Consider the following 12,665-nt stretch of genomic DNA (forward strand, 5'->3'; position numbering starts at 1 on the left):
CAAATTATTGCAACGGGAAATACAGGTGTGCAAATTTTTTCATATAAAGGGGTATCGGGATGCAGAAGGTGCTGATTATAGGTGCTGGTAAAGGAGGCACGGCGCTCCTACAGATTTTGATGAAAACAAAGCTGATCCGGATTATTGCGGTGGTTGATCAAGATCCGGAGGCGCAAGGGCTGCAAGAAGCCCGGAAATATGGAATTGCAACCTCATCAGATTGGAAACCCTACATAACTGAAGATATAGATATTATCATCCATACAACAGGCGATAAAGCGGTCATGGATGAGCTGCTCCAAGAAAAAAAAGAACAAACCATCGTCATGCCGGGAAAATTGGCGTACATGGTGTTTCAGCTGATGGAGGAAAAACAGCAGCTTATCCAAATGCTGAAGTCGCAGACGTATAAGCATGACCGGATTTTTAATTCAACGCACGACGGCATGATTTTTATAGACGTCAACGAAACGATCATTTTATTTAATCAGATGGCAGAAAAAATGGTCGGCCAAAAACGGGAGGATGTCATCGGCCGCCAAATTAAAGATGTAGTGCCGAACACAAAGCTGCCGCGGATTCTGGAAACGAGAGAGCCGGAATATAACCAGAAGCAGCTTCTCGGAAAGCACCTGCAGATTGTCACGACAAGACTGCCGATCATTGATGAAGGCGGAAAACTTCTCGGCGCGTTATGCGTGTTTAAAGACATCACCGACGCAGTTGAACTGGCGGAAGAGGTCACGAACTTAAAACAAATCCGCACCATGCTTGAAGCGATTATACAATCATCAGACGAGGCCATTTCTGTCGTTGATGAAAACGGCATCGGAATGTTAATCAACAAAGCGTATACAAAAATGACCGGGCTGTCAGAAAGCGAAGTCATCGGAAAACCCGCTTCCACCGATATCTCAGAAGGGGAAAGCATGCATCTGAAAGTATTGGGGACAAGGCGGCCCGTGCGGGGTGTGAGGATGAAGGTCGGCCCCAATAAAAAGGATGTCATCGTAAATGTTGCCCCCGTTATTGTGGACGGTATTTTAAAAGGCAGCGTCGGCGTCATTCACGATGTGTCAGAAATTAAAACGCTGACTGCTGAGCTGAATCGGGCGCGCCAGATCATCCGCACGCTTGAAGCGAAATACACGTTTGATGACATTATCGGCACGAGTGAACAAATGCTGGTCGCCCTTGAACAGGCGAAGCTCGGGGCGAAAACGCCGGCGACGATTCTGTTGCGGGGAGAATCCGGCACAGGAAAAGAACTTTTCGCCCACGCCATCCATAATGAAAGCGACCGAAAATACAATAAGTTCATTCGGGTCAATTGTGCGGCCCTGTCTGAATCCCTGCTAGAATCCGAGCTTTTCGGCTATGAGGAAGGCGCGTTTACGGGCGCGAGGCGCGGAGGCAAAAAAGGACTTTTTGAGGAAGCGAATAACGGCAGCATTTTCTTAGATGAAATTGGAGAGCTGACCCAAAGCACCCAGGCAAAGCTGCTCAGAGTTCTGCAGGAAAAAGAAATTATCAGAGTCGGCGGCGCTAAAGCGATTTCTGTCAATGTCAGAATTATCGCAGCGACAAACGTCAATATCGAAAAGGCCATGGCGGAAGGCGCGTTCCGTGAAGACCTGTATTACCGGATTAACCGCTATCCGATCTCAATCCCGCCGCTTCGGCAGCGCAAAGAAGATATTGAAGCGCTGAGCATTCGGCTCATTGAAAAAATCAATCAGGATTACGGCCGCAATGTAAAGGGGCTCACGCCGAACGCGCTGCGAGCTTTATCAGCCTACAGCTGGCCGGGAAACGTCCGGGAGCTTGAAAATGTTCTCGGACGGGCAATGATATTTTTAGAGCCGCACATGGAACGGATCGAACAGCAGCATCTGCCTGTTTTTGAATCAGAGCTGAATGAAAAAAACGGCACCCAAAGTGATTTTCCGGATGTGGAAGGGGAAAAGCTGTCTCAGGCTGTTGAAAAATTTGAAGCGCACGTCATTCAAAAAACGCTTGAAAAGCATAAATTCAACCGAACCAAAACGGCAAAAGCGCTTGGTGTCAGCATTCGGAACCTGTACTACAAAATGGACAAGTACGGCCTTGCAAATGACGGCATGCAATAAATTGCAGAGAAAGCGCAAACAGCTGCATGTTTTCTTGAAAAAAGCCGGAATAAACCCTCCCGCATATTTGGCACGGAACTTGCATTGTTAAAAGCGGATTCGCACAAGGAAGGTGGTACAAAATGAAGCTGAGAGACCTAGTTGAAAAAGCCGCGGCAAAAAACGCAAAAACCATTGCAGTGGCCCACGCAGCAGATAAAGAAGTGATCCAGGCCGTCAAAATGGCGGCAGAACACTTGTCGGCACGATTTTTACTGACGGGTGACAGCGGAAAGCTGAAAGAGCTTCTGGCAAATGAGCCGAAGTTCAATGCTGAAATCATCCACGCCGATTCACCCGAAGAATCTGCGGCAAAAGCAGTGCGCGCAGTGCGTGAACAAGAGGCGGACGTTTTAATGAAAGGGAATCTCCCGAGCTCAACTCTTCTGAAATCGGTTTTAAACCGCCATGAAGGGCTTCGTTCAAAAAGGGTGTTGTCACATGTAGCCGTTTTTGAGGTGCCGGACTATGACCGGCTGATGTATGTGACTGATTCAGCGCTGAACATTGCCCCGTCTCTTGAAGAGCTCGGGCATATTCTGCAAAATGCGGTTCATGTCGCACATTCAGTAGGGAATCCTATGCCGAAAGCAGCAGTCCTTGCCGCTATTGAAACGGTTAATCCGAAAATGGAGGCGACCCTGAACGCGGCTGCGATCGTCCAGATGTGCAACAGAGGGCAGATTACCGGCTGCATTGCGGACGGACCGCTAGCTTTGGATAATGCCGTATCCCAAGCGGCTGCGCTGCAAAAAGGGATTTCCGGAAGCGTAGCGGGCCAGGCGGATATTCTCTTGGTTCCTTCAATCGAGGCCGGAAATATGCTTTATAAGTCAATGATTTATTTTGCGAAAGCAAATGTTGCTGCCGTCATCGCCGGTGCAAAAGCGCCGATCGCATTAACGAGCAGAGCGGATACCGCAGAAAATAAACTGTATTCAATTGCGCTTGCGATTTGCGCATCACAAGAACAGTAGGAGGAACGAACCTATGGAAATTTTTAAATATATGGAGACTTATGATTACGAACAATTGGTATTCTGCCAAGATGAACAATCCGGATTAAAAGCGATCATCGCGATTCATGATACGACGCTCGGCCCAGCACTCGGCGGAACAAGAATGTGGACATATGACAGTGAAGAAGCGGCGATTGAAGATGCACTAAGACTCGCAAAAGGCATGACTTATAAAAATGCGGCTGCCGGTTTAAACTTAGGCGGCGGGAAAACCGTTATTATCGGAGACCCGCGCAAAGATAAAAATGAAGAAATGTTCCGCGCGTTCGGGCGCTACATCCAAGGCTTAAACGGAAGGTATATTACGGCGGAAGACGTCGGCACAACCGTTGAAGATATGGACATCATTCATGATGAAACAGACTATGTAACCGGAATTTCTCCGGCATTCGGTTCATCAGGAAATCCGTCCCCGGTTACGGCATACGGCGTCTACAAAGGGATGAAAGCCGCAGCGAAAGCGGCGTTTGGCACTGATTCACTGGAAGGTAAAACAATTGCCGTGCAAGGCGTGGGAAATGTGGCTTACAATCTATGCCGCCACCTTCACGAAGAAGGTGCTTCTTTAATCGTAACGGATATCAATAAAGAATCTGTTAAACGTGCCGTTGAGGACTTCGGCGCCCGCGCAGTTGATCCCGACGACATTTACTCACAGGCGTGCGATATTTATGCCCCATGTGCTCTCGGCGCCGTCATTAACGATGACACGATTAAACAGCTGAAGGCGAAAGTCATTGCGGGAGCGGCCAATAACCAGCTGAAAGAAACACGTCACGGCGATACCATTCATGAAATGGGAATCGTGTACGCTCCGGATTATGTCATCAATGCAGGCGGCGTCATCAATGTGGCCGATGAGCTTTACGGCTACAATGCTGAGCGGGCTTTGAAAAAGGTTGAAGGCATCTATGCAAACATTGAGCGGGTGCTCGATATTTCCGCGCGTGACGGCATTCCGACATACTTAGCGGCTGACCGTCTGGCTGAGGAACGAATTGAGCGCATGCGCCGTTCAAGAAGCCAGTTTCTGCAAAACGGCCAAAGTATATTAAGCAGACGATAGGAATTTGATCTGGAGGTATGAAAATGTTCGAAAAGGAAAAACGCATTCTCATTCTGAATCCAGGCTCAACATCAACGAAAATCGGTGTCTTTCACAATGAACGCTGTATCTTTGAAAAGACGCTGCGGCATCCCGAAGAAGAGCTGAAAACATTTAACACCATCATCGACCAATACGAATTTCGAAAAATAAGCATTCTTGAGTCTTTGCACGAACAGGGCATCAACATTTCAAAGTTCGATGCCGTTTGTGCCAGAGGCGGCCTGCTCAGACCGATTGAGGGCGGCACATATGAAGTGAATGACGCCATGATCACTGATTTGAAAAACGGCTACAACGGCCAGCATGCATCTAATCTGGGCGGAATTATTGCCAGGGAAATAGCTGACGGATTAAATATCCCCGCGTATATCGTCGATCCGGTCGTGGTGGATGAGATGACTCCGCTCGCTAAAGTATCAGGAATGCCTGAAATCAAGCGGAAAAGCATTTTCCATGCTTTGAACCAAAAAGCTGTTGCCCGTCAGGCGGCGGCGTCCCTCGGCAAACGGTATGAACAGATGAAGATGATCGTCACTCATATGGGCGGCGGCACCACAGTCGGTGTCCATGATTGCGGACGGGTGACGGATGTCAACAACGGGCTTCACGGAGAAGGACCCTTCAGCCCGGAGCGCGCGGGAACCGTTCCGGCGGGTGATTTGGTGGAAATGTGTTTTTCCGGCAAGTATTCAAAAGCCGATATGATGAAAAAACTTGTCGGCACGGGCGGACTCTCCGGCTACCTGGGAACAACGGACGCGGTGAAGGTGGAAAAACGCATTCAGGCCGGAGATGAAAACGCGCGTCTCATTTATGACGCAATGGCTTATCAAGTAGCAAAAGAAATCGGGGCGGCAAGCGCCGTTTTAAAAGGAAAAGTAGACATTATCGTCCTGACGGGCGGCTTGGCGTACGGGAAAAGTTTCGTATCCGCCATCAGATCGTACATAGATTGGATTTCGGATGTACTGGTGTACCCGGGAGAAAATGAACTGCAATCTCTCGCGCAAGGCGCGCTTCGGGTTTTAGCCGGTGAGGAGCAGTCAAAGCAATATCAGATCGGCGAAGGAGTGAAAACAAATGGCGACTGAGTATGATGTGGTCATTCTGGGTGGCGGCACGGGCGGTTATGTAGCCGCCATCAGAGCGGCCCAGCTCGGCTTAAAAACGGCCGTTGTAGAAAAAGAAAAGCTCGGCGGAACATGCCTGCATAAAGGATGTATCCCGAGTAAGGCGCTGTTAAGAAGCGCGGAAGTGTACCGAACCGCAAAGGAAGCGGCAGCATTCGGCATTGAAACGGAAGGTGTCTCCCTCCGCTTTGACAGCGTGCAAAAACGAAAGCAGGGAATCGTTGACCGGCTGGCCGGCGGTGTCGCCCACTTGATGAAAAAGGGGAAGATTGATGTATTCAACGGGTACGGACGTATGCTCGGCCCTTCCATCTTCTCACCTCTTCCCGGTACGGTTTCCGTCGAATACGCAAATGGTGAAGAAAACGACATGCTGATACCGAAACAATTGATTATCGCAACCGGTTCAAGGCCGAAAATGCTGCCGGGTTTAGAAGCAGACGGTACTTATATTCTGACATCAGATGAAGCGCTTGAGCTTGAACGTCTGCCCCAATCCATGATGATCGTCGGCGGCGGTGTCATCGGAATTGAATGGGCATCCATGCTGAACGATTTCGGCGTCAATACCACTGTGATTGAATATGCGGACCGCATTTTGCCGACGGAAGACCGTGATATTTCAAGCGAGATGGAAAAACTGTTAACGAAAAAAGGAATTAAGATCGTGACGGGTGCGAAAGTGCTTCCGGATACATTGGAAAAAGCGGACGGCGTTTCAATTGCCGCTGAAAAGAATGGAAAAAAAGAAACGTATCACGCGGAACAAATGCTTGTTTCCATCGGCCGCCAGCCGAACATTGAAGGGATCGGGCTTGAAAACACGGATATTGAAGCGGAAAACGGTTCTATCATCGTGAACGAAGCTGGGCAGACGAAGGAATCGCACATTTATGCGATCGGTGATGTTGTCGGCGGGCTGCAGCTTGCGCATGTGGCCTCCCGTGAGGGCATCATTGCCGTTGAGCATATGGCGGGTCTTAATCCGGCTCCACTTGATGCCGCTCTTGTGCCGAGATGTATTTATTCAAATCCGGAAGCGGCGAGCGTCGGTCTGACAGAAGAGGAAGCTCTTCGAAAAGGGCATGAACTGAAGATCGGGAAGTTTCCGTTCATGGCGATCGGAAAGGCTCTTGTATACGGAGAAAGCGACGGCTTTGTCAAAATCGTCGCCGATCGGAATACAGATGATATTCTCGGTGTTCATATGATCGGCCCGCACGTCACCGATATGATCTCTGAAGCGGGGCTTGCCAAGGTGCTCGACGCGACGCCTTGGGAAATCGGCCAGTCCATACATCCGCATCCGTCGCTGTCAGAAGCGATTGGAGAAGCTGCGTTAGCCGCAGACGGAAACGCGATTCATTTTTAAAAGGAAAGAAGGAGGGGTTTGAATGACTACAAACCGCCATCAAGCATTAGGGCTCTCTGACGAAGAAGCCGTTGAAATGTATAGAACTATGCTGTTAGCCAGAAAAATCGACGAAAGAATGTGGCTCTTAAACCGCTCGGGCAAAATTCCGTTCGTTGTTTCATGTCAAGGACAGGAAGCGGCACAAGTAGGCGCGGCCTATGCCTTAAACCGTGATACCGACTATGTGCTTCCGTACTACAGAGATATAGGGGTTGTGCTTGCATTCGGTATGACTGCAAAGGATTTGATGATGTCGGGTTTTGCGAAAGCAGCTGACCCGAACTCTGGCGGAAGGCAGATGCCGGGCCACTTCGGGCAAAAGGAAAACAGAATCGTAACGGGCTCATCCCCTGTTACGACGCAGGTTCCTCATGCAGTCGGAATCGCGCTTGCGGGACGCATGGATAAAAAGGATATCGTCTCTTTTGTTACCTTTGGAGAAGGATCTTCCAACCAGGGGGATTTTCACGAAGGGGCAAACTTTGCCGCCGTGTATAAACTGCCGGTCATTTTCATGTGTGAAAACAATAAGTATGCCATTTCTGTCCCGTATGACAAACAGGTGGCGTGCGAGAAAATATCCGACCGGGCGGCAGGCTACGGCATGCCGGGAGTCACTGTTGACGGAAACGACCTGCTGGAAGTTTACCGGGTCGTAAAAGAAGCGCGCGAACGGGCGTCTAAAGGCGAAGGCCCTACATTAATAGAAACGGTTTCCTACCGTTTGACGCCGCATTCCAGTGATGACGACGACAGCAGCTACAGAGAACGCGAAGAAGTAGAAGAAGCAAAGAAACAAGATCCGCTTCTTTTATACAAAGCATACTTGCAAGAAGCCGGGCTTCTAGGTGAAGAAGAAGAAAAGACCATGCTGGATGACATCATGGCTATCGTAAACGAAGCGACAGACGAAGCGGAGAAAGCGCCATACGCATCTCCTGAATCAACGCTTGATCACGTTTATGCGAAGTAGGGAGGAATACTTATGTCTGTAATGTCTTATATTGACAGTATTAATGCAGCAATGAAAGAAGAAATGGAAAGAGATCCGCGCGTGTTTGTTCTCGGGGAAGACGTCGGGAGAAAAGGCGGCGTGTTTAAAGCCACGGCAGGTCTCTATGAACAGTTCGGAGAAGAGCGGGTGATGGATACGCCGCTTGCTGAATCAGCGATTGCCGGTGTCGGGATCGGCGCCGCGATGTACGGCATGCGCCCGATTGCCGAGATGCAGTTTGCTGATTTCATTCTGCCTGCGGTCAACCAAATCATTTCAGAAGCGGCAAAAATACGCTACCGTTCAAACAATGATTGGAGCTGTCCGATGGTCATCAGAGCGCCTTACGGCGGCGGCGTGCACGGCGCGTTGTATCATTCCCAATCTGTGGAGGCCATTTTTGCCAACCAGCCGGGCCTTAAAATTGTCATGCCTTCAACTCCTTATGACGCAAAAGGGCTGTTGAAAGCTGCAGTCCGTGACGAAGATCCGGTGCTGTTTTTCGAACATAAGAGGGCGTACCGTCTGATTAAAGGCGAAGTCCCTGCGGATGATTACGTCCTTCCGATCGGAAAGGCGGATGTAAAACGCGAAGGCAGCGACATTACTGTCATTACGTACGGATTATGCGTCCATTTTGCTCTGCAGGCTGCCGAGCGTCTTGAAAAAGACGGAATTTCCGCACACGTATTAGACTTGCGTACGGTTTATCCGTTAGATAAAGAAGCCATCATTGAAGCCGCGTCTAAAACGGGAAAAGTATTGCTGATCACAGAAGATACGAAAGAAGGCGGCATTATGAGCGAAGTCGCCGCCATTATTTCTGAAAACTGCTTATTTGATTTAGACGCGCCGATCAAGCGGCTTGCAGGTCCTGATGTTCCGGCAATGCCTTATGCGCCGGCAATGGAAAAATACTTCATGATGAATCCTGACAAAGCAGAAGCCGCGATGAGAGAATTAGCGGAGTTTTAAAGACGTAAGGAGGTTTTTGACATGGCGATTGAACAAATGGCTATGCCTCAGCTCGGAGAGAGCGTGACGGAAGGGACGATCAGCAAGTGGCTGGTATCCCCCGGTGATCAAGTGAATAAATATGACCCCATTGCGGAGGTCATGACGGATAAAGTGAATGCGGAGGTGCCGTCTTCTTTTACCGGTACGATTACAGAACTTGTAGGAGAAGAAGGCCAGACTCTTGCAGTCGGCGAGATCATCTGCAAAATTGAAACAGAAGAAACGGAAACCGAAGAGGCGCCGAAGCGGGAAGAAGAGCAGAATACCCCTTCAGACACCGATGCAAACCGTCAAGGTAAAGATCAGTCAAATAAAGCGCGTTATTCGCCGGCCGTGCTCAGATTAGCGGGAGAACACGGCATTCAGCTTGAAGAAGTTGAAGGAACGGGTGCAGGCGGAAGAATTACGCGAAAAGACATTCAAAAGATCATTGATTCGGGAATGCAGCAGAAGTCGGAAGCACCGGCGCCGGCTGCCGTTCAAACAACGCAACAAGCGCCGAAACAACAGCAAAAACAAGCACCGGCACCAGCTCTGTCAGCCGGTGATATTGAAATTCCGGTTACAGGCGTCAGAAAAGCCATCGCCGCCAATATGCATAAAAGCAAAACAGAAATTCCACATGCCTGGACGATGATGGAAGTCGACGTCACGAACATGACGGCGTACAGAAACAGCATTAAAGACTCATTTAAACAGAAAGAAGGCTTTAATTTAACGTTTTTCGCTTTCTTTGTAAAAGCGGCGGCGCAGGCTCTCAAGGAGTTCCCGCAGATGAACAGCATGTGGGCGGGAGACAAAATCGTCCAAAAGAAAGACATCAACATCTCCATTGCCGTTGCCACGGAAGATTCGCTGTTTGTTCCGGTTATTAAGCATGCTGATGAAAAAACGATTAAAGGCATAGCCAGAGAAATAACGGACCTTGCGAAAAAAGTGAGAAACGGAAAACTTACCGCGGAAGATATGCAGGGCGGCACATTTACCGTCAATAACACGGGATCTTTCGGCTCAGTTCAATCTATGGGCATTATCAACCATCCCCAGGCGGCGATTCTTCAGGTAGAATCTATCGTCAAACGTCCGGTTGTCATGAATAACGGGATGATCGCCGTTCGTGATATGGTTAATCTTTGCCTGTCTTTAGATCACAGGGTGCTCGACGGGCTCGTGTGCGGCCGATTCCTCGGACGCGTCAAAGAGATCTTAGAAAACATTGATGAACATACTTCCGTCTATTAAAAAAACTCCTTTTGCCCGGGCGGCAAAAGGAGCTTTTTTATTTTCATTGTGAATCCTCGGGAACAAGCATAGTGAGATGATGTTTTTTCACTTCGATCGTACAAGGTGTTGTTCCGTATACCTCGCCATCTGTATCCGCGTCCATTTCACGTCCGGTTTCGATTTCAATTCTGGAGGCCTGAATATAGGACAGCTCCCCTTTGAAATCATCAAATGAACCCTGCTCCATCGTCATCAGCTCCCGCAGCGCGGCAAGGCTTGTGTTGCGGCAGATTAACACATCGGCTAAGCCGTCCCGGAGGCTGGCATCAGGCAGGGGAACTCTGTTTGTCCCGATATAATGCCCGTTCATGACAAGCACCATTACGGCTTCGTCTTCTTTCACCTCGCCGTCAATCGTCAATTTGACAGGAAACGGGTTCGCGCTTGTCATCGTCCGCAAGGCGCTCGTGAAGTAGCTGATTTTACCAAGCCATGCTTTTTCAGTTTCATTGATATGGCTTGATGCTTCGGTGATCAGTCCGATGCCCAAGAAGTTCAGAAAATAGCCGTCATCCGTTTTACAGACGTCAATCATCCGTTTATGTCCGCCCGCGAGCGCTTCAGCGGCCTTTTGAAGGTTTTGCGGGATGCCGAGCGCCCGGGAGAAATCGTTGCACGTTCCTCCCGGCAAAATGCCGACAGCGGGTCTGTGATCAAGCTTGCTGATGCTGTTGATGCATTGATGCACAGTGCCGTCCCCGCCTAAAATATATAAATGGTCAACTGAACTGTCGAGATTTTCACAATACTGACGGGCATCATCCTGATGTTTGGTCGGTTTAATCAAAAGTTCGTCAGCTGACTGGGCCAAAATGGGGACGACCGTGCCGAGCGTTTTATCAATCTGCTTTTGACCGGCGTTTCCGTTATAAATTAAAACTGCTTTCCGTTGGCTCATATGACTGCTCCTTTATTTCAGACAATATCCTTACCAAGTTTCCCGTTTTTAAAGGGTCATAAACTTACATCGGGAACATAAAAGGGACAAAAAACAATTGGATATGAGCGGTGTCATTTGCCGATAGGGAGGTTCCTTGCTATCATAAGAAGAGATGATCAAAAAGGAGAGGTCCCAGTTGAATATGGATTTTAATTTATTTATGAATGATGTCGTGCGTCAAGCCCGCCAGGAAATCACGGCCGCCGGGTATACAGAGCTGAAAACCGCTGAGGAAGTGGACGAAGCGCTTTCGAAAAAAGGAACGACACTCGTCATGGTCAACTCTGTGTGCGGATGCGCAGGCGGTATTGCACGGCCTGCCGCGTACCATTCCGTACATTACGATAAACGCCCGGATCAGCTTGTGACGGTATTTGCCGGACAGGATAAAGAAGCGACAGCCAAAGCGAGAGAATACTTTGAAGGCTATCCGCCGTCCTCTCCGTCATTTGCCATTTTAAAAGACGGTAAAATCATGAAAATGGTGGAACGCCATGAAATTGAAGGCCATGAGCCGATGGCCGTCGTCACAAAACTGCAGGAAGCATTTGAAGAATATTGTGAAGAAGTATAAGTGAAAGAAAAACCCCGGAGCCAAGCGCTTGCGGGTTTTTTTTATATGGAATCTGTATAAATATAAATATTTATACATCGGCGTTCAGCTGTCACTAATCTGAAAAACAATGACTATAATAAACACAGAAAGGAAAATATATTTTTCAAAAATAGTATTGCATCACAATTAAAAAGTGTTTAAAATACAAGTTAACGAATAAATATTCAAATTTAAGAGATCAGTAGATATGGGGGAAATGAATCATGAAGAAATGGCTGTTGGTATTAGCTGCTGCATGTATCACCTTTGCGCTGTCCGCCTGCGGATCAGGCAATTCAGGCTCAGAAGGCGGAAAGAACAAGCTGATTATGGGTACATCGGCTGACTATAAACCATTTGAATATAAAGACGGCGATCAGATCACCGGGTTTGACGTTGATCTGGCAAAAGCTCTGGGCAAAAAGACCGGCTATGACGTTGAGGTGCGGGACATGGACTTCAACAGCCTGATTACAGCTTTGAAGTCCAAGCAGGTAGATATGATTTTATCTGGAATGACACCTACGCCGGAACGGAAAAAGCAAGTTGATTTTTCTGATATTTATTATACTGCTAACAATATGATCGTTACGAAAAAGGGAAGCAGCATTAAATCCCTGAGTGATCTGAAAGGCAAAACCGTCGGTGTTCAGCTTGGCTCCATTCAAGAAGAAAAAGGCAAGAAGCTCGCTTCGAAATACGGTTTTCAGCTCGAAGACCGCAACCGGATCTCAGACTTAACCGAAGAGATCAAATCCGGGCGTTTTGATGCCGCGATTATCGAAGACATCGTAGCACAAGGCTATTTCAGTTCAAATCATGATCTGCAGGGCTTTGCGTCAGCAGATGCGAAATCAGACGAATCGGGTTCCGCGATTGCGTTCCGCAAAGACAGTGATCTGACAGCGAAGTTCAACAAAGCGCTGAAAGAAATGGAGAAAAACGGAGAAATCGAAAAACTGAAGAAAAAATGGTTCACCAACGAGAAATAAAAGA

Annotated in this window: 11 protein-coding genes; 10 read left to right on the forward strand and 1 reads right to left on the reverse strand. The window is 48.5% G+C overall.

Annotated features, from left to right (window positions below):
* Positions 1 to 59: 59 nt before the first annotated feature.
* The 8 genes from ACWHAR_RS02995 (at position 60) to ACWHAR_RS03030 (ending at position 10,092) form a co-directional block, all read left to right on the forward strand.
* A complete protein-coding gene (locus tag ACWHAR_RS02995) occupies positions 60 to 2,129 on the forward strand; it encodes a sigma-54 interaction domain-containing protein (protein WP_032874078.1) in 2,070 nt (689 codons plus the stop codon).
* Between the two features lie 122 nt (positions 2,130 to 2,251).
* Positions 2,252 to 3,145 carry a phosphate butyryltransferase gene (yqiS, locus tag ACWHAR_RS03000; RefSeq protein WP_015417787.1) on the forward strand — a complete coding sequence of 298 codons (894 nt, stop codon included), beginning with the start codon at positions 2,252 to 2,254 and terminating at the stop codon, positions 3,143 to 3,145.
* A gap of 13 nt (positions 3,146 to 3,158) precedes the next feature.
* Entirely contained in the window at positions 3,159 to 4,253 is a 1,095-nt protein-coding gene (bcd, locus tag ACWHAR_RS03005; protein WP_007612452.1) for a branched-chain amino acid dehydrogenase, read from the forward strand.
* A gap of 17 nt (positions 4,254 to 4,270) precedes the next feature.
* Entirely contained in the window at positions 4,271 to 5,386 is a 1,116-nt protein-coding gene (gene buk / locus ACWHAR_RS03010; protein ID WP_087920770.1) for a butyrate kinase, read from the forward strand.
* Positions 5,376 to 6,797, forward strand: a complete 1,422-nt coding sequence (gene lpdA, locus ACWHAR_RS03015; RefSeq protein WP_032874082.1) for a dihydrolipoyl dehydrogenase — start codon at positions 5,376 to 5,378, stop codon at positions 6,795 to 6,797. The genes buk and lpdA overlap by 11 nt, the downstream gene beginning before the upstream one ends.
* Positions 6,798 to 6,819: 22 nt before the next feature.
* Positions 6,820 to 7,812 carry a thiamine pyrophosphate-dependent dehydrogenase E1 component subunit alpha gene (locus ACWHAR_RS03020; protein ID WP_032874085.1) on the forward strand — a complete coding sequence of 331 codons (993 nt, stop codon included), beginning with the start codon at positions 6,820 to 6,822 and terminating at the stop codon, positions 7,810 to 7,812.
* A 12-nt stretch (positions 7,813 to 7,824) separates the two neighbouring features.
* Positions 7,825 to 8,808 carry a 3-methyl-2-oxobutanoate dehydrogenase subunit beta gene (gene bfmBAB / locus ACWHAR_RS03025; RefSeq protein WP_032874088.1) on the forward strand — a complete coding sequence of 328 codons (984 nt, stop codon included), beginning with the start codon at positions 7,825 to 7,827 and terminating at the stop codon, positions 8,806 to 8,808.
* A gap of 21 nt (positions 8,809 to 8,829) precedes the next feature.
* On the forward strand, positions 8,830 to 10,092 hold the full coding sequence (locus ACWHAR_RS03030; protein WP_032874090.1) for a dihydrolipoamide acetyltransferase family protein: 1,263 nt from the start codon (positions 8,830 to 8,832) through the stop codon (positions 10,090 to 10,092).
* 43 nt (positions 10,093 to 10,135) lie between these two features.
* Here ACWHAR_RS03030 and ACWHAR_RS03035 read toward each other — a convergent pair whose 3' ends face one another.
* On the reverse strand, positions 10,136 to 11,032 hold the full coding sequence (locus ACWHAR_RS03035) for a YegS/Rv2252/BmrU family lipid kinase (protein WP_032874092.1): 897 nt from the start codon (positions 11,030 to 11,032) through the stop codon (positions 10,136 to 10,138).
* A 178-nt stretch (positions 11,033 to 11,210) separates the two neighbouring features.
* Between ACWHAR_RS03035 and brxB the strand changes: the two genes are divergently transcribed.
* Together brxB and ACWHAR_RS03045 are read left to right on the forward strand one after the other, a co-directional pair.
* Positions 11,211 to 11,648 carry a bacilliredoxin BrxB gene (gene brxB / locus ACWHAR_RS03040; protein ID WP_003153223.1) on the forward strand — a complete coding sequence of 146 codons (438 nt, stop codon included), beginning with the start codon at positions 11,211 to 11,213 and terminating at the stop codon, positions 11,646 to 11,648.
* 245 nt (positions 11,649 to 11,893) lie between these two features.
* Complete coding sequence (locus ACWHAR_RS03045) at positions 11,894 to 12,661, forward strand: transporter substrate-binding domain-containing protein (RefSeq protein WP_032874094.1); 768 nt, start codon at positions 11,894 to 11,896, stop codon at positions 12,659 to 12,661.
* Positions 12,662 to 12,665: the final 4 nt, after the last annotated feature.

Source organism: Bacillus sp. LR--39 (assembly GCF_053613335.1).